At 34.9% G+C, this 18,706-nt stretch carries 13 protein-coding genes and 1 pseudogene; 6 read left to right on the top strand and 8 right to left on the bottom strand.

The window, feature by feature from the left end:
• Positions 1–134 precede the first annotated feature (134 nt).
• The 6 genes from CLU81_RS04235 (at position 135) to CLU81_RS04260 (ending at position 4,260) form a co-directional block, all read left to right on the top strand.
• Positions 135–1,040 carry a hypothetical protein gene (locus CLU81_RS04235; RefSeq protein ID WP_099708684.1) on the top strand — a complete coding sequence of 302 codons (906 nt, stop codon included), beginning with the start codon at positions 135–137 and terminating at the stop codon, positions 1,038–1,040.
• Between the two features lie 417 nt (positions 1,041–1,457).
• On the top strand, positions 1,458–1,862 hold the full coding sequence (locus tag CLU81_RS04240; protein WP_099708685.1) for a hypothetical protein: 405 nt from the start codon (positions 1,458–1,460) through the stop codon (positions 1,860–1,862).
• A gap of 7 nt (positions 1,863–1,869) precedes the next feature.
• A complete protein-coding gene (locus CLU81_RS04245; protein ID WP_099708686.1) occupies positions 1,870–2,712 on the top strand; it encodes a DUF5777 family beta-barrel protein in 843 nt (280 codons plus the stop codon).
• A 23-nt stretch (positions 2,713–2,735) separates the two neighbouring features.
• Positions 2,736–3,131 (top strand): hypothetical protein, encoded by a 396-nt coding sequence (locus tag CLU81_RS04250; protein WP_099708687.1) that lies wholly within the window; start codon positions 2,736–2,738, stop codon positions 3,129–3,131.
• A 5-nt stretch (positions 3,132–3,136) separates the two neighbouring features.
• Entirely contained in the window at positions 3,137–3,691 is a 555-nt protein-coding gene (locus CLU81_RS04255) for a YceI family protein (RefSeq protein WP_099708688.1), read from the top strand.
• Positions 3,692–3,852: 161 nt separating this feature from the next.
• Complete coding sequence (locus CLU81_RS04260) at positions 3,853–4,260, top strand: hypothetical protein (RefSeq protein ID WP_099708689.1); 408 nt, start codon at positions 3,853–3,855, stop codon at positions 4,258–4,260.
• A 651-nt stretch (positions 4,261–4,911) separates the two neighbouring features.
• Here the strand turns inward: CLU81_RS04260 and CLU81_RS04265 are convergent.
• The 8 genes and pseudogenes from CLU81_RS04265 to CLU81_RS04300 form a co-directional block, all read right to left on the bottom strand.
• Positions 4,912–5,913: an NADP-dependent oxidoreductase gene (locus tag CLU81_RS04265; RefSeq protein WP_099708690.1), complete on the bottom strand. Its 1,002-nt coding sequence runs from the start codon at positions 5,911–5,913 to the stop codon at positions 4,912–4,914.
• Between the two features lie 24 nt (positions 5,914–5,937).
• Positions 5,938–6,702 carry an SDR family oxidoreductase gene (locus tag CLU81_RS04270; protein WP_099708691.1) on the bottom strand — a complete coding sequence of 255 codons (765 nt, stop codon included), beginning with the start codon at positions 6,700–6,702 and terminating at the stop codon, positions 5,938–5,940.
• A gap of 6 nt (positions 6,703–6,708) precedes the next feature.
• Positions 6,709–7,401: an SDR family oxidoreductase gene (locus CLU81_RS04275; RefSeq protein ID WP_099708692.1), complete on the bottom strand. Its 693-nt coding sequence runs from the start codon at positions 7,399–7,401 to the stop codon at positions 6,709–6,711.
• Between the two features lie 89 nt (positions 7,402–7,490).
• Positions 7,491–8,081 (bottom strand): TetR/AcrR family transcriptional regulator, encoded by a 591-nt coding sequence (locus CLU81_RS04280; protein ID WP_099708693.1) that lies wholly within the window; start codon positions 8,079–8,081, stop codon positions 7,491–7,493.
• Between the two features lie 410 nt (positions 8,082–8,491).
• Positions 8,492–9,496 (bottom strand): XdhC family protein, encoded by a 1,005-nt coding sequence (locus tag CLU81_RS04285; protein ID WP_099708694.1) that lies wholly within the window; start codon positions 9,494–9,496, stop codon positions 8,492–8,494.
• Between the two features lie 148 nt (positions 9,497–9,644).
• Positions 9,645–11,075, bottom strand: a complete 1,431-nt coding sequence (locus CLU81_RS04290) for a hypothetical protein (RefSeq protein WP_099708695.1) — start codon at positions 11,073–11,075, stop codon at positions 9,645–9,647.
• A gap of 25 nt (positions 11,076–11,100) precedes the next feature.
• Positions 11,101–15,687 carry a molybdopterin cofactor-binding domain-containing protein gene (locus tag CLU81_RS04295; RefSeq protein WP_099708696.1) on the bottom strand — a complete coding sequence of 1,529 codons (4,587 nt, stop codon included), beginning with the start codon at positions 15,685–15,687 and terminating at the stop codon, positions 11,101–11,103.
• A gap of 544 nt (positions 15,688–16,231) precedes the next feature.
• Positions 16,232–18,671 (bottom strand): annotated as a pseudogene (locus CLU81_RS04300) (DUF4982 domain-containing protein).
• Positions 18,672–18,706 lie beyond the last annotated feature (35 nt).

Below are 18,706 nucleotides of genomic sequence, written 5' to 3' on the forward strand. Positions count from 1 at the left end.
AACCTAATTAGGAGAACGAAATCCTCATTAAAATAGATACAACTTTTGATATCTAATCAAACAATAAAAGACTTTACGAATTCTGTAAAGTATATTTTTCCCTTTCTATTAAAATTAATCTAATCAAAAAGACAATGAAATTAAATCAAATTAAACTCGTTTTGGCTGCTCTTGTAGCAACTACATTTTTCGCTGGTTGCAGTAGTGATAACAGCAATGACAATGATACTCCTACTCCACCGGTCTTAAAAACAGAAGTTAATCTTTCTACGAGTGCGACTTTGGGTTCTTACCTAACGGATAAAAGCGGAAGGTCTTTATATTTCTTCGGAACTGATGCAAACGGACAAGTTTCGTGTACTGGAGGTTGTGAAGCTTTATGGCCTGCTTTTGTAGTAGATAATTTAACTGCAGATAAATTAGGTGCAGGATTAACATTGGCAGATTTTGGTACTGTAACTAATGCTTCCGGCAAAAAACAAGTAACTTACAAAGGTTGGCCGTTGTATTATTATGCACCAGTTTCTGGAGACGATGGATATGGAAATGCTGGTAAAAATATGCCTGAAGCTGCCGGAAAAACAACTGGAGACGGAGTTGGCGGTATTTGGTTTATTGCAAAACCAGATTATTCGATTATGCTTGTAAGAAGCCAGCTTAAAGGTCATGACGGTAAAAACTACAAATCAGATTATACGGTTGGAGATGGCGTAACTACTTATTTTACTGATGCTAAAGGTTTGACTTTGTATACTTTCAAAAATGATAATTTCAAGAAAAACAATTTTACAAAAGCAGACTTTTCAAACAATGGAGTTTGGCCAATATATGAAACTGATAAAATTGTTGTTCCTTCTGTTCTTGACAAAGTCAAATTTAGTATTATCACCGTATTTGGTAAATCTCAAATAACTTACAATGGCTGGCCTTTGTACTATTTTGGACAAGATGCAAGCGTAAGAGGTTCAAATAAAGGAATCAGTTTTCCTGCTCCGGCTGTTTGGCCTGTACCGGTAAAAGATTCACCACTTGCGATATAAAGTTATTTGATCTCTTACCCGCTGGGCGTAATTAATTTTAACACATAGAGACATAGGATTCCCGCTTCTCAAAAAAGGCGTTTCACTTAGCATTAATGTACATAGCTATGTGTGAAGAAACGAGTTTCTTTTTTATTATCTTTTTTACAGAAACAAAATCTATGTTTCTATGTGTTGAATTGAACTTTTATTAATTATTCCTATGGGTTGATCTCTTTATAAAATTCTAAAGCAAATTTCAGATTAGTTCAATGCTTTATTGGACTAATTTGAAATTTCAATAATCTTAGAATTCTATTCTGACAGGATTTTGAGGAATCTTGTTTTCCCCTTTTAGTTTATTACAAATAACAATTCTTTGGTAGCTCAATTTCTACCAAGGCTGTTAGACTATTGTCTATTACCAAATGAAAAAATATGAAAAGAAAAAAAATAGCATTTGTAATTGCGGCCTTATTGATATTGGCTTCGGCGGGTATTTATTTTTATTACGGTTTTCTCTTTAAAGAAGCCCGAAATATAGAATCAGAAATGCCGGATTTCAGCATATCGGCAAAAAAACTACTTGAAGATTATGATGCTGATCCCAAAAAAGCAGACGCATTATACCTGAACAAAACTATTGAAATAACAGGCCAAGTAACCAAACAAACGGATTCTGAAATCATACTTGAAATGAATGTTTTTTGTCTGTTTACTCAAAAAGTTAAACCAGCACTTTTAAATAATAAAGTAACGGTAAAAGGCAAATGTATTGGTTACGACGAACTGTTTCAAGAGGTTAAAATAGACCAATGCACCATTAATAAACAAACCAATTAATCAATTTATGAAAAATTTTCTAGTTACAATCTGCCTTTTTTTAGTCACGATGTCCTATTCGCAAGATGATTTATTAAAAAGTCTTGATTCTACTCAAGTAGTAGACACATATTCTACCGCAACTTTCAAAGCTTTACAGCTAGTAACCTTACAGACCACAAAAATGGCTGGAAAAAAAGAGTTTTACTTTGTGGTTTCTCACCGTTTTGGAAGTGTTAAAGATGGCTTTGACAGTTTTTTTGGTCTTGATAATGCAACTACAAAACTGGGCGGTATTTATGGCGTTACAGATTGGTTGTCTGTTAGTTTATCCAGACATACATTAAACAAGATGTATGAAACCGGATTAAAATACCGAATGGCAAGACAAAGCGATAATTTCCCGGTTGATATTGTTGGATACAGCGTTGCAGATATTAATACGTTTTTAGAAAAAGAACAATATCCACGTTTGGAATTTAAAGATCGTATGACTTATGTACAACAATTACTGATCTCCAGAAAAATAGGTCAAAAACTATCTTTAGAATTAGTGCCTTCATTTATACATAAAAACCTTTACAATCCAGATATCGAAAAAGACAATCAGTTTTCTTTTGGAGGAGGCGGACGTTATAAAATCACCAAAAGATTATCTGTGAATTTAGAATACATGCACAATTTTGACAAACCAGAGTTTTACAAAAATCCACTTTCTGTTGGTCTTGATGTCGAAACCGGCGGGCACGTATTTCAGCTAATCTTTACCAACTCGCAATCCATGAGCGAGAGCGGATACCTTACCAATGCTTCCGGAGATTGGGGCAAAGGAGATTTCTTTTTCGGTTTTAACCTCTACCGAGTATTTTAATAACTACATATAAATAAAAAATCATGAAAAAAACATTAGCACTTACAATTTTACTGGCCGCATTTGCAAGCTGTAGTGATTCTGATACTTACCAGGATATTGAAAAACCAATAGATACAGGAACGCCACCAACAAATCCAACAGATCCGACAACTCCCACGGCTCTTACTTATAATAAAAATGTAAAATCTATTATTGATGCAAGTTGCGCCGGTTGTCACTCTAGCAGCGGATCTGCTTCTTTCAGGCCTTTAACAACTTATGCAGAAGTTAAAACGGCGGTTCAAAACGCTGGTTTATTAACTCGAATTCAGTTGCAAAATGGTCAACAAGGACTTATGCCTCAAGGCGGAAGAATGTCTCAGACCAATATTGACTTAATTGTAAAATGGAATACTGACGGATTAAAAGAAAATTAATTATTATGAAAAAATCATTTCTAAATTTATTTGCACTACTGTTTATTATTGTTGTGAATACAGATGGATTTGCTCAAAAACTGATCACAAAAACAGGGAGTATAAAATTTCAGGCTTCAACGCCAAATAATGAAGAAGTTGCTGCCGAAAACAAAAGTGTATCTGCAGTTTTAGACCAATCAACAGGAGATTTTGCTGCATTGGTTCTTATAAAAGGTTTTCGTTTTAAGGTTGCTTTAATGGAAGAACATTTCAATGAAAATTATATGGAATCTGAGAAGTTCTCAAAAGCAACTTTAAAAGGTAAAATAGACGATTTTGATATTTCGAAAATTACAAACACGGCTAAAAATTTTACTTTAAAAGGAGATCTTACGATTCACGGAAAAACAAAACCTATTACCGTAATCGTAAAAATTTCAAAGGCTGCCAACGGAATAATTGCCGTTGGTTCATTTGAAGTAAAACCGGAAGATTATGATATCGAAATACCAAATCTTGTCAGAAAAAAAATTGCTGATAAGATAAAAATCAGTTACAACTTTCTACTAACCAATTGATCGCCTTTAATAAAATAAAATGTTTAGATAATAGATGTCACCCACTGCATATTAGCTGAATACTTTATTTTGATTTTGGAAGATCAGCAAACATGACTAATGTTATGAGGTCAGTTTCATACTTAGCTGACCTCTTTTTTTTAATCTTAACTACACTTAAAATGATCTGCAAAAATTATGTTGTTTCCGGCGAAGATGTAAATGATTTTATGGTTATGGAAGATGCTGCGTACATTTCTTATACACTTCGATTATTATATCATTTTCTATTTCATAACGGTTTTTCAAGAGAGAAACTCAATGCGTTGCATCTTGGATTGCAAGAAGGAAATCATGCATTAGTCTGCCATAAAAATCTAATGTTTACCGAACCTTTTTTTGTTGAAATGAAATATTGTTATGTAGAAGATAAAATCAATATTAAAAGCTGTTTTTTCAATTCGAAAAATGAATGTTGCGCAGAAGTTATTAAAGAAGTAGAATGGTTTGACTCTATTCGCAGAGAAGTTATTGCTGCGCCAAAACAGATTTTGAAGCATTTTAAAAAGCAAACATTAAGAGGCGCATAGATTAAAAAAGATATTAGTTTTCATAAATGATAAAAATACAAAAAGCCACTCGATTTGAGTGGCTTTTGTTGTGAATCTTAAAGAACAAAATCCTATTTTTTTAGAAGATTTGAAACTAAAACAAAGATAGTATTCAATGCTATTTAATCACACACTTCCAATTCAAAACAAGCATTCGGTTTTGGCTTAAATCAGTTAAATTCCAGTCCCCGAATTTAAATCATAACTGATTTTCTTTAAATTTACTTTATAGGGCCACAATGAATGAAAATTACAGCGTTTTCATTTATAACTACGCGGTAAATTAGGTGCTCATTTTAAATTGGAAGTGTGTGATAAATAGACTTTAAAAAACATTGATTAAAGCGTTGAATGCATTTTTTTAGGAGCTAATCCCGCTATCCGTTTCAATCTTTTGTGGCGAACCCCGCAACAAAAGGATTTCCACTTCTATCGGGGCTAGGACATTCATTTTCAAAAGAACATTTTCGCCTAGTTTGTCATTTCGAGGAACGAGAAATCTTCACGAGTAACTCCGCAACGGGAATCTAATCTTTGTCGAGTTTCTTGCGAAGATTTCTCGTTCCTCGAAACGACAAAACCTTTGCGATTTAATGCCATACTATTATCGATTTTTCCTCAACACATTGTTTACTTTATTTTAATAACAACTTTACCTTTGGCGCGACCACTTTCTACATAAGCCAATGCTTCATTTGTTTCTTCGAAAGGGAAAACTTTATCTAAAACCGGTTTAATTATTCCTGATTCTATAAGTGTCGTGATTTTGCCTAATTGCTCGCCATTAGCCTTCATAAATAAGAAAGAATAGTCTACATTTTTATTAGAGGCTTTTTTACGAATACCAGAACTTAGCAACGAAAGAACTATTTTTACAAACCAAGGCGCCTTAATTTCTTTAGCAAAATCTGGCGTTGGCGGTCCTGAAATCGAAATTAGTTTTCCGCCCGATTTTAATATTCTTAATGATTTTTCGAGTGTTTTTTGATCCTGACTGTTCAATACAACATCATAATTACTTAGTCGGTTTTCGAAATCACTATTCTTATAATCAACAATAACATCAGCTCCAAGTTTTTCAAGTAAATCAAAACTTTTGGCACTTGCCGTTGTCGCAATCGTAGCTCCTAAATGTTTTGCCAGCTGAATTGCAATTGTCCCAACTCCTCCGGAACCAGCCTGAATAAATACTTTTTCTTCCTGTTTAATGTTTGCTTTCTCTACCAAAACTTGCCATGCGGTCAAAGCCACTAACGGAATTGAAGCGGCTTCTTCCATAGAAAGATTCTTTGGTTTTAGTGCAACATCTTTTTCATTTATAGCTATTGATTCGGCAAACGTACCAATACGATGATCTGACGGACGGGAATAAACTTCATCACCAACTTTAAAATTCTTTACGTTTTTTCCAATCTTCGTAATAATTCCGGCTACATCATGTCCTAAAATTAAAGGAAGTTTATAAGGCAAAATAAGTTTGAATTCTCCCGTCTTTATTTTAGAATCTAACAGGTTTACTCCTGCTGCATAAACATCAACTAAAACATCGTTATCTTTTAACTCAGGGACAGGCATATCTGCAAGTTGCAAAGTTCCGTTTTTGAGGTATTTATTAATTATAAATGCTTTCATTTTATATCTTTAAAGTTCAAATTATTATTTTAGACTTGCATATATCTTTTTAGGATTCACTAAATTGAAAGCTAACTTTGGAAAAAATCTGCTCACAACATAAAGCAATTTTGTATCGCCTACTCTAATCGTAAATTGGTCTTTTTTAATTCCCGAAACAAGTGCTTTTACCAATTGTTCCGGTGTGATTTTCTTATCATTTCTGTTCGCTGTCATTTCTGTTGCGACAACCGGAGGAAGCAATTCGAATACTTTTACGTTGCTTTTCAAAATCTCTAAATTCTTTCTAAGCGTTCTCGTATAAAAACTCAAGGCCGTTTTGGTTGGTGCATAAGTCGGTTCTTCGAGAGCCGGAACCAAACTCAAAATCGAAGTTGTATTGATTATCGCAGCTTCTTTTCGTGATTTTAGCATGTTTATAAAAAGGTTATTCAATCTTATAACACCAAAATAATTGACATTCATTTCATAAACTGCATTTTTCAGGATTTGATCATTTGCAATTCCAAGGTTAAGCGCCGGACTTCCAACTCCTGCGTTGTTATACAAAATATCGATTCCGCCCAAAGAAGTCACTTTATCTAAAAGCGCAATAGCATCTTCTTCATTTTCAACATCACTTTTTATAATAATTAATGATGGTAATAACTTTTTTGCTGCTTCTAATTTTGCTGAATTTCTACCTGTAATAATAACATTTGCACCTTCGGCTAAAAATTGCTTTGCAGATTCCAGTCCAATTCCGGAACCACCTCCGGTAATCAATATCGTTTTTCCTTTGATATTCATATCTCGTTATTTAAAAAATTGCTTAGAATCGCCTACCGGAACATCAAACTGACTTTTTTCAAGAGCAATAAATAATTCATCTGCAACTTCTTCCGGAGGAATTCCATTTGCACCGCCAATTTCTGCCGAGAATTCTGTATTTACCAACGGAGGATAAACTTCATAAATCTGAAGGTTTTTTTCTTCTTCATAAGTATATCGCAGCGCAACGGTATAGCTATGTAATGCGGCTTTTGTAGCGCCATAAGTAGGCACTAATTTATGACTGCCAAAAACAGCGATAGACGAAATATTTACTATCGCACCTTCTGTTTTTTGTATAAGATGAGGCAATAAAAGTTCCGTAAAATGAATTACACTTAAATAGTTTGTATTCATTTCTATAGCTGCTTTTTCGTGCGCATTTAGAGTTTCATTTAAAAGATAACTAAAAGCTGCGCCAGCATTATTGATGATGATATTCACATCTGGATAATCTTCTTTTAATTGTTTTGCAATACGAATTCGATCAGATTCTATTGATAAATCGCCTTGTATCGCAACTGCATTATCCAATTGTTTTAATGCATTCTCAAGACGCTCGCTATTACGTCCGTTAATGATTACTTTATTCCCTGCTGCATTTAGCTTTTTTGCTATTGCTAATCCTATTCCTGCGCTTCCGCCACTGATGAATATTGTATTTCCTGATGTTTTCATTATTATATATTTATAATTTAAATTTTATATTTTAGACTTTTTAGTATATTTTAAAATAAACTTTTTGGTATATTTTAGATTAAAAAAAATCAAATCACATATTGCTCTAATTCATTTTTTAGACTCTTTACAAGACCTTGCATTGGTTTTGCTGTATTCATAACTCTGCACATTACGATCCCTCCTTCTACAGAAGCTACCAATTTAAAAGCAAAAACGGCAGGATCAAGTTTATTAGAAAACTCACCAATATTAATTCCTTCCTGAAGTAGCGCCGTTAATTCCAATTGACCATTTTTTAATACTTTGGCAACTTTTTCCTTTATGAAAGGATAATTATCATCCGATTCTACAGCGGTATTAAATATTGGGCATCCGCCTGAAATAAAAGTTTCGATTGGGTTTTTATAAAAATCTAAAAAAGCAAATATTTTACCTTTTATGGTTTTTCCGCTATAAACGGCGGCTCTAATTTTGTCCGAAACCATTTTAAGCGATAAGTCAATAACTTGTTCAGTCAAATCTTCCTTATTTTCAAAATGTCCGTAAAGACAACCTTTTGTAAGCTTGGTTGCCTCCAAAACATCATCAATATTAACTCCCGAAATGCCTTTTTCGTTATAAAGCGGCACTGCAGTTTCTAATATAAATTGTTTTGTCTTTTCGGCTTTTGTAAGCATTGTGTTTTGTAATTAGATTGCAAATATACTAAAAAGTATATTTTAAAATCAAAAAAGAAATATTTTTTTTCATATTCAATCACAACCTCAGCATTTTAGTATAGAATTAACCCGTTAGATGGAATTCAAAAAAATATTTAATAACAGTATTTCCGTCTAGTTTGTCATTTCGACGGAGGAGAAATCTTCGCAATCCCGAAGCTTCGGGACGCAACGATGATCTAATCTTTGTCGAGCTTCTCACGAAGATTTCTCCTACGTCGAAATGACAAGATTGTGTTTAAACTTTGGTCTTAGCGCCTTTGCGAGATTGATTTTATTTAAACTAAAGCTGGAGCCTATTCAAAAAAACACAAAAAATCACTCGATTTGAGTGGCTTTTGATATAAAAATACAAAGATGCAAACATTCTATTTACTACCTGAAGAACAAGCGTATTCGACTTCTTTTTGGTTTGTTCGCCAGATGCTGGTAATTTCTGCCATTATAGATAATGCGATTTCTTCGGGAGTTTTGCTTCCGATGGAGATGCCAGCGGGACCATAAATTTTGTCAAATACTAAATCGTCAATCATTAAATCAGTATCAAGGATTGCGTTTAGTAATTTTTCTCTGCGATGTACCGGACCAAGAAGACCAATATACTTAACTTTTGTAGTAATGGTGTTGAGTAAAAAACGTAAATCTTTGGAAAAATTATGACTCATGACTACAATTGCGGTATTTTTACAAAATAAACTCTGATCTAAATCCTCTGGTTTCATTGTTAAAACTGATTTTGCAAACGGAAAATCACTACCATTTACGCTACTGTATTCAGAACCTATTATGATGACTTCCCATCCTAAGAAGTTGGCCATTTGACTTAGTTTCTGTGCGTCATGTTCTACTCCAAAAATACATAACCGATTTAGTGATTCTATTTTTTGTGTAAAAATCCGATTATTGGTCTCTTTTTTATAATTAGGATGATAAATGGTAATAGTATTGAATTCAAAAGAAGTTCCAAAATCTGGTTTGCTTATTTCGTCTGTCAGGAAAGAACAGGATAAAGAAAAAGTTTTTCTTTGTTGGATAGCATCATCAATTAAATGGAGAAGTACATCACTTGGACGAAAGACTTCTATTAAAATATAAATACTTCCTTCGCACCCCAATCTAAAACGACCGTCATATTTGAATACTTTTGGACAACTGGTAGAAAATACACTATCTGCTTGTCTGATAACTTCTTTTTCGACACAACCGCCGCTTAATGCTCCTGTTATATTTTCATATTCATCAATGAGCATTTGGGTTCCTTCTTTCCGATAAGAAGAACCTTCTACATGAACAATTGTTGCAAGAACGGTTCGTGTATTCTTTTTACTTGCTCTTTTGTACGACTCTATTATTTTTAAAAATTCGTGGGTCATTTGTTCTAGGATTTAAGCTTTTGGTACTAATTAATTATTCCCTAAACAATTTTTATAATTTTCGCATAACATCAGTATATATACCGATTCAGGTTATCTAAAACCCGAATCGGCATACAATAATGAATTATTAATTTTGAACGTAAGATTATTTATTAGGCGCAATATCTCCACGACGGATAGGCACATGAACGGCTTTGTACTGAGAAGCAAATTTCCCTTTATCTGCAGCTTCTTTTGCAGTAAAGAAATTTTCTAAAGCAATAGCGACCTGAAAAGAGAAATCAGTTGAATATACATTGTTATTCATAGAGGTACCGCATTCTATATTCTGGAACCATTCCATCCATTTATCACCACCACCACCTGCAGGAGGAGTTGGGCCACCATCTGGAGCGGCATTAGGCGGAACAAGTGATGTTACTGCCGGATATTGAGCTGCATTATGACATGACATACATGAAACAGTATTCAAATCTGCAGGCCCGTCTAACCTACCATTCCATCCAAGGTGCTGAGGCGGAAGATTTGGACTTTCAAAAATCACCGTTTCTTTTAAATCTTTATTTACCTCAGTCTTGATTGGCGGATATGGTGATGTTTTGTTGATTTTGTTTTCAGGATCATTCCCCCATGTAAGTCCAACAGGCACAAGGTTCATTAATTTGTTTTTATTATTTAATTTACCATTGTAACAAAAAGTTCCAAATACCCATCCGGTTCCTTGAGGATTTGTCGGACTTCTGTCTGCTCTTGGATCTCTGATAGAAATATCCATTTGCAAAAGATGTACTTCAGAAACGACTCTTTTATCTGAAGTCCAAAAATTCTCTGTAATATAAGCTTTCCATGTCAATGGATTTACAAGATAATCTACGAAATCTTTTCCTTTTGGTGCATCAGTAAAAAGTAATTTTACAAAAACAGTTCCGGTTGGAAATCCGCCATCATCATAACGTTTATCCAATACTTTTATATTAGGATTTTGTGGGTATTTCCACATTTTGCCCATCGCATAACCTGCTTTATCATTGATTAAAGTAATGGCGTACACAGAATAATCACCATCAACTCCTTTTAGTCCCGGTCCTAACTGATAAGGTCCCAGAGGTGCTTCTTTAATAAGCCCATGAAAACCTTCTGTACCTCCGTTTGGCGGATAAGCACCTGGTCCTTCAACACTTGGATGCAACCACGGAATATGGTACCAGTTCCGTACTTTATTTTTGTATGGATTCCATTCTTCAGTGTTTCCTTCAAAACCATAATCGCGAACGGCTTCTATATATTTTAAAGGTTCTTTTTTGAAATCGATATCCAAAAATTTAGGCATATCTTTAGGTAGTTCCGTTGGAAAATCTGTTTTTAGACGAAATATAGGCTGATCAGAATATTTGTCTCTGTATTCCTGAGGGCTTACCATGTAACCGAAATCAGGAAATCCATCTTCTTCATAATTTTGCTGCTCTAATTTAGCTAAAGCATTGTTCTTTTTTGCTGCAGCTGGTTCTTCCTGTTTTTTATTACAGGAGACCAACAAGATGGAAATTGCTAAAATAAGTGGTTTTAAATGTTTCATAAATAGTCGATTTGGTTGTTAGTTATTATTCTACTAGATTTTTTTGAGTTACTTCGCAAGCTTTGCGTACTTCCTGCACCGTGGCCGGGGCATCTAAACGAAAAAGAGCTGGTAGATTACGTTCTTTTCTTGAAGCACGTATAGCATCTTTTATAGCAAAGAAGACACTGTTTGCCAATACTAAAGGAGGCTCACCAACTTCTTTGGCAGAAAATATTTGGTTAGGATCCTCAGGAATACTTTTTACAGAATCTTCATCCCTAGGGAAAAGGAATGTATTCATTTCTAAAGGAATGGTTGTAATAGCAGGAATTTTATAACGCCAGGTATTGGTCGAATTTAATCGTCCTATATTTGGGCCCTCAGTTTCTGATACTAACTTTTCAGTTAAAAGATATCCAATACCCTGAACAAAAGCACCTTCTATTTGTCCTATATCTATAGCAGGATTCATGCTCCATCCCATATCATAAATAATATCAGAGCTAATAATTTTTACTTCTCCGGTAAGGATATCTACTTCAGTAACAGAACATGCTACTGAATAGGTGAAACCAACAAATGAATCAACGCCACCGCCAAGGGTTGCATCTTTAACACGGTCTACACCCGGAAGATTAGGTTGATCTGCTTCGGTTTTGAAGGTCATAGCCGGAACCTGAACCTCACCGCCTTTTATTTTAGCATTAAAAGTAGCAATAAGATTTACTCTGTTTGAGGCCGCTAAACTGATTAGATTTTGCCAAATCATCGGTTTGTTTGGTCCGCTTGGTTTTATTTTTTTAGCCCAGCCTTTATTTTCTCCGGCACCATAATTCCAAAAGTCTATATTTTTAGCTTTACACCAATCATCACCATTATCTTTCAGCATTTGATAACCAAATTCCATAAGTCGGGCTCGCATTTCTTCGCAGGTTTGTTTTACGGCTTCACAAGAATAAGGTGTTCCTGTAGAACCTCCTGTACTTGTTGGATTTGGAGTAACATTTGTATTTACATTGTTAATAAATATCATTTCCATTGGAATTCCCAAAACATAAGCCGCAACTTGTTGTGCCTGAGTGACCAATCCTTGTCCGATTTCAACACCACCCTGATGAATAACAACCGTTCCATCACCCGGATTGACGGCCACAATAGCAGTTGATTGCTCTAGTGCAAGGAAATTATATCCTGAGCCATATTTTACAGGAATCATAGAAATACCTCTTTTAATCCATTTGTTATCTTTGTTGAATTTTTGGACTTCCTCATATTTGGCTTCAAAATTCGAGACTTTTTTAGCGTAAGCCCATACTTGTTTCATATAACAATACGTAAGTGCTTGCCCAAACGGAGTTACATCACCACGATCGTAAAGGTTTTTTTCACGTAAGTCTTCCGGTCTCATATTGATTGAAACAGCGGCATCATCGATGGCATTTTCAACAATATTTTTTCCCTGAACGTCTCCAAAGGCCCGCATTGCGGTACTAGGAGCGGTATTGGTTCTGCATACATCAATTTGACTTTGAAAGTTTTTAATTTTGTATGCATTGTCTGTACGCAATTGAATACAATTGGATACTATAAAAGAACAGTCATAAAATGCACCTCCATCACCCCACATTTTTAATTGAAAGCCATGAATTATTCCTTTATTTTCTTCTTTATATTTTCCAGTGTCAACGGCAATTTCGTATTCACCATAATAGGCATGGCGTTTTCCAATCATTGCAGTATCTTCGTCACGAGGTATTGCTAATCTGACAGGTCTTTTAGTAGCTTTTGCAGCAACGGCAGTTGGTCCGGCAACAAAACGTGTTTGTTCTGTTTTTCCTCCAAATCCTCCTCCTACGGCAGGAACTTCAACTTCAATTTGATTATAATATATTCCTAATGCCGAAGCAACAGTTTCATGCATTCCTCCGGGACTTTGAACTGATGGTTGAACTTTCATACGTTGTTCATCTATAGGAGTTGCAATGCAGGCTTGTGGTTCCATATAAAAATGAGCTTGACCTCCACAAAGTTGTGAAGAACTGACAACTGTACAAGGAATATTGTCTACATCCTCTTTTCGGGCATCTATTTGTTCTTCTCGTATAAGAGTTTTGGGAGTGGTTGACGGATGATTTTTTACCCAATCAAATTGACTTCCCGGACGTGTTATTTTCCAGATATGAGAAGAGTAAGAAGCAGAAACAGGTGCATCCGGAAAAACACTATCTTTCTTGATAGCATCAAATAAATCTATAATAGGTTCACTCCATTCTCCTGTATAGGGAGCTCCTGGTTTTGTATATTGAAGACATTCTGTAGAAACGTAGGATGCAATTTTGATTGCCTCTTGCTCGTTTGAGGCAAGTATCATAGCGATAGACTGACCTACATAACTTACTAATTGTTCTGCAAAAAGTGGCTGGTCATTACCCATTCCCTGATAATTACGTCCTCCGTTTTTAATGTTGTCATGGGTAATGATATCGGTAAAAGTTGAGTATTTTTTCTTTAGATGTGTTCGTAATTCTTCTATCGTTGCCTCTTTATTTTCTACAGCAAATGAATAATTCATCAGCGCTCTCTGACTTTGTACAAATGCCCCGTTTAAAGTAAGCGGCGGTACAGGAAGCTCATGCGTGTAATGAGTTTGTCCTGATGTTTGGTACATCGCCGTTACCTTGATATAAGGTTGTGCCACAGGAGCTTTATAATCTTGCGTGTGGTAATTTTGAACACCATCACTTACAGGCCAGTTACCCCATTTATTTTCTGCTATTGAAGTCAGATTTGCCGGAATCGAAATTCCTTTGGCTACTAAAGCATTTACAATTGATTTGTAAAAAAAGGAAACTGCTAATTGTGTACTATATTCTAAAGTGAAACCTTCATTAGGAACTTCTTTCATACGTTCTTCCTGAGCAATAAGCTCTTCGTAGACTTCTTTTGCCAGAATTTTTACAAGACTATCGACATCTTTTAATGTCAATTTTTTATTTTTCATTGCTTTTTCAGTTTCTATTGCTCTCCACGGATAAGGAGCAATACCACCAAATACAATTATTGCCGATTTAACGATAGCATCATCGTTGATATTGAAATTCGTAGTAACATTTACAATACTGTGAGCGTTTACTTCACGAAGCGCAACTTTTTGAGCAAATACAATGTCATTGCTATCTCTTAAAGGAATTTCATAGGAACTAAGAACAATATTATCTGCAAGTTTTGGATCAGCTATAATAGCCTCAACAAGTTCTTCGGCTGTTTTTGTATATCCTTTGAACTCGCCATTTTTTTCCAGTAAGAAATAATTGATTTTTGTTCCTACAGCATATAAAGCTGTAAAAAGATCAGATGGAAATGGTTCACCCGTATGTATCGGAATATGCTTTAATACCAACATAGTGTTACCTCCAATTGAAGCAGCATTACGGACAATACGACCAGCAGTTCTTCGTGCCATATAATCTAATGCTTCTAAAGTAGTAACATCTGATTTGGATATTTTTTTAGCATTGTGTTTAGCTTTATCAATACCTTCAGAAAGTATTTTAATCAAATCGCTATAAGTGGTACTTGCTGCGACTTCAAGATGCCCATTAGTTACTTGATTTTTTGTATTTAACTCTGGAATAAACCTAATGTCAGCATAAAAAGTAGTATCTAAATACTCATTTTTATAAATACCATAAGAAGTATTAGCATGAACCAGTCGGGTATCTTTGTTGTCTTTTAGAATTTTAGCCAGTTCTGTTAATGAAGTTGGAGTTGCCCAACGACCAGTTGTAACTCCTGAAGCAGGCTGTTTAGCATCTGCAGGAAAAGGAATCTCGACATAAGCAGGAAGCTGAGCTTTAGTAACAGGATCCAGCTTACAAGGCATTCTCTTTTTTTCATCAGCAGCATCCCAGTCAGAAGCAAAAGTTTTCATTCCGGTAAGGATTGATCTATAACCTGTACAACGACATAAATTTCCATCAAATGCCTGTTCGATTTCTTTTTTGGTTGCCTTTGGGTTATTAACTATGAATTCTGACATATTCATTACAAATCCAACGCTGCAGTAACCACACTGACTTCCGTTGTTTAATGCCAATTGATAAGCGACAGGATTTACCCCTGAATGTGTTTCTTCAGATGGAAATTCAGAAATTTCGTCTACAAGCATTACTTCTGCAGAATAACTTGAATTTTGGGTACTCTTGGCGATAGCTTCCTGAACAGCAATACGTTTGGACTGGGCTTCTTTTTCTGCTGCTTCTAATACAGGAGAGTTATCTTCGTCCAAAGTAACATTACTACGCGTAGAACTGGATTTTTGTATGAAATGTTTCGGATCAGGTTTACGAACACCACCGGTTCCTTCTACAGTAGTAACAGAAAGCCCTCCTATGGCACATACAGGTCTAAGACAGGAGTTTATAGCCAAATGATTAACTTTATCATCTTTATCACTCCATTCCGATAATATAACTGTGCAACCACCGCAACCACCTTGACCGCATGGTTTTTTTGGGCCGGAAAGACCTACTTCAGGAGATCTTAAATAATCAATTAAAAGTAAATCAGGTGACGGATTTTCTATGGTTGTAGGTTTTCCATTTAGAAAAAAGTTTACAGTATTTTCCATATTTATAAGAGAGATTTGGTTCTTAATATTTTTAAACTTTCAAAAAAAAACAGATCATTATTAACTTTATTTGTATAATTATAAAGTTGAAAAGCTTGCAATACTGAAAACAGATGTTTTTCTTGGCATAATATTGCCATCCTCTGGCCTGTCTTCCTTTCAGATTTGATAAATTTTAATACTTATAGACTGCAGAAACTAAGATTTAATAAATTGGCTTATTTTAGAGACGTCAAGCTCCAAAACCACTCCATCGCTCACGTCATAAATATCTGACTAATAAACCTTAACAAATATAATGCAGTGTTTTAAATCAAGACCAAGTAATAATACCTGTTTTTAAGATTAACCTTATAAAAAATAATTTTCCAAAAGCATTAATCTCCTCATATCTATACTTATAGCAATCTGTCGAGATTGATGCAATTTTATGTTTTGGTAAGTGCTACAAAACAAAAAAGCCACTCAAATTTGAGTGGCTTTTGAAGTAACTAACTAACTTAATCTCTGCAAACAATTTAATGTAATTGCAATATTGTAATAATTAAAGTTCTGACTTTAAATTTATTTTTCCTTTCTGAAGTCCTTTTCCTGTTACTTCCAATTGGATTGCGCCCGGAGTTTTGATCGCTTTAACCAAAACCACCAATTTACCGCTGAAAAGCTTCATTTTATTCTCGTGAAATATTTCTAATGAAGTTGCATCTCCATTACAAGCTGCTCTGTAAGTTGCTGCGCCAGTAACTTTAAATTGTAATTCATTGATTGCTGTAGGACATGGAATTCCGTTTTTATCAACTACCGAAACCGTTACAAAAGAAATATCTTCGCCATCAGCTTTGATAGTTTGACGATCTGCATCGAGTACAATTTTATATGCATCTCCGGCAGTTTTCACTTCGCTTTCTGCTGCTATTTTTCCATTCGAATCAAAGGCTACAACTTTTACAGTTCCAGGTTCATACTTAACATCATTCCACATTAAACGATAACGATTTTGCGGAGTTGAATTGTTTTTCTTCTGAATTCCCATACTTTTTCCATTTACAAAAAGCTCAGCGCTATCGTAATTGGTGTACACAAAAACCGGAGTAATTTCGCCTTCTCTTCCTTTCCAGTTCCAATGTGGTAAAATATGAAGCGTTTTATCCGTCGTATTCCATCTGCTTCTGTAAAGATAAAAACGATCTTTAGGAAGTCCCGCCAAATCAGAAATTCCAAAATAAGAACTTCTTGATGGCCATTTTTCGTCATAAGGCGTTGGTTCTCCTAAATAATCAAAACCTGTCCAGACAAATTCGCCAATAACCCACGGTTTATCATCCTGAAGCACGAAATCTTCGTCAGGAACATTTGACCAGCTACAAGCTTCAAGATCATAAGAAGAACATTGGAAATCATCGTATTGTTTTTCTTTTTGCTGCACAACAGGAAACTTATAAATTCCTCTTGAACTAACCGTTGAAGCTGTTTCTGACCCTAATATAAATCCTTGGGGAAATGATTTATATGCTTCTTCATAAAGATGAACTCTATAATTTAGTCCCGGAACATCTAATAAAGATCCAAAACCTGATGCCATAGTTTGTTTTACCTGATCCATTCCAACAGTTACCGGACGTGTTGGATCTTCTCTATGGAAAATATCCTGCAAAAATTTAGCTCTTGTCAAACCCTCAGCTCCGTATTGATCCGGAACTTCATTTCCTGAACTCCACATTACAATACAAGGATGATTTCTTGTGGCTCTTACTAAGTTTACAATGTCTTTTTCTGCGTATTCTTCAAAAAAGCGGTGATATCCGTTTTGTACTTTTGGCTTTGCCCATTCGTCAAAACTTTCTGCAAGAAACATAAATCCCATTTCGTCAGCCAATTCAAGCTGTTCAAAAGAAGGCATATTATGAGAACTTCTAATCGCGTTACATCCCAGATCTTTTAGAATCGTCAATTGTCTGCGAAGTGCCGCTTTGTTTACAGCCGCGCCAAGTGGTCCTAAATCATGATGAAGACAAACTCCTTTAAATTTCGTCACTTTACCATTAAGGCTAAATCCTTTATTGGCTTCGTATTTTATAAATCTTATACCAAATTTTATATTTTGTTCGTCTTTTAAAGTTCCGTCAGATGCATATAATTTAGTTGTTGCAGTATATAAATAAGGCGTTTCAGGACTCCACAAATGAGGATTTGCAACTGACATTACTTGATGGAATTTTCCATCTTTAATTTCTGTATCTTTTTGCGTTGCTACTACATTATTATTTGCATCTTTTTATTTCAGTTACCATTGATGCATTACTGCCAAGAACCTCAGCTTTAATATCTACAACAGCATTATTATCTTTCATGTCCGGAGTTGTAATAAAAGTTCCCCATTGTGCAAAACTTTCCTCCTCTTTTACTTCAATACTAACTTTTCTATAAAGACCTGCACCAGGATACCATCTTGAAGAAAATGGCAAATTAGTCAATTTTACAGCCAATACATTTTCTGAACCTACTTTGAGATCGTTGGTAATATCGATGTAAAAATAGCTGTATCCATAACCCCAATTTCCTATTTTTTTTCCATTCAAATAAACCTGAGGCTCGCTCATTGCGCCTTCAAAAACAAGAAGTGCTTTCTTTCCTTTTTTGAATTCCGGAAGCGAAAATGTATTGCGATACCAGCCTGTTCCAATATGCGGAAGTGCTCCGGTACGTCCCGTTTTTTCGGTAGGAACTTTTTCTCCGTTTTGTTCAATTGCCGAAACTTGTTTGTCCCATTCTTTATCAAAAGGTCCGTAAATCGCCCAATCATGAGGAACACTTACTTTCTCCCATTTTGAAGCATCAAAATCTACAGAAAAAACATCTCCTTTTACCTCTTTAGAAAAGCGCCAGTTATCTTTTAAAACAACAGTAGTGGATTGTGACATCATTTTTCCAGACGAAAAAACAAGTAGAAATAAGAATAATACTGATTTAAAAATTAATTTCATTTTCTGTTTTAATTTTTTCACCTTTCAGATATTAA

Source organism: Flavobacterium sp. 9 (assembly GCF_002754195.1).
GTDB lineage: Bacteria > Bacteroidota > Bacteroidia > Flavobacteriales > Flavobacteriaceae > Flavobacterium.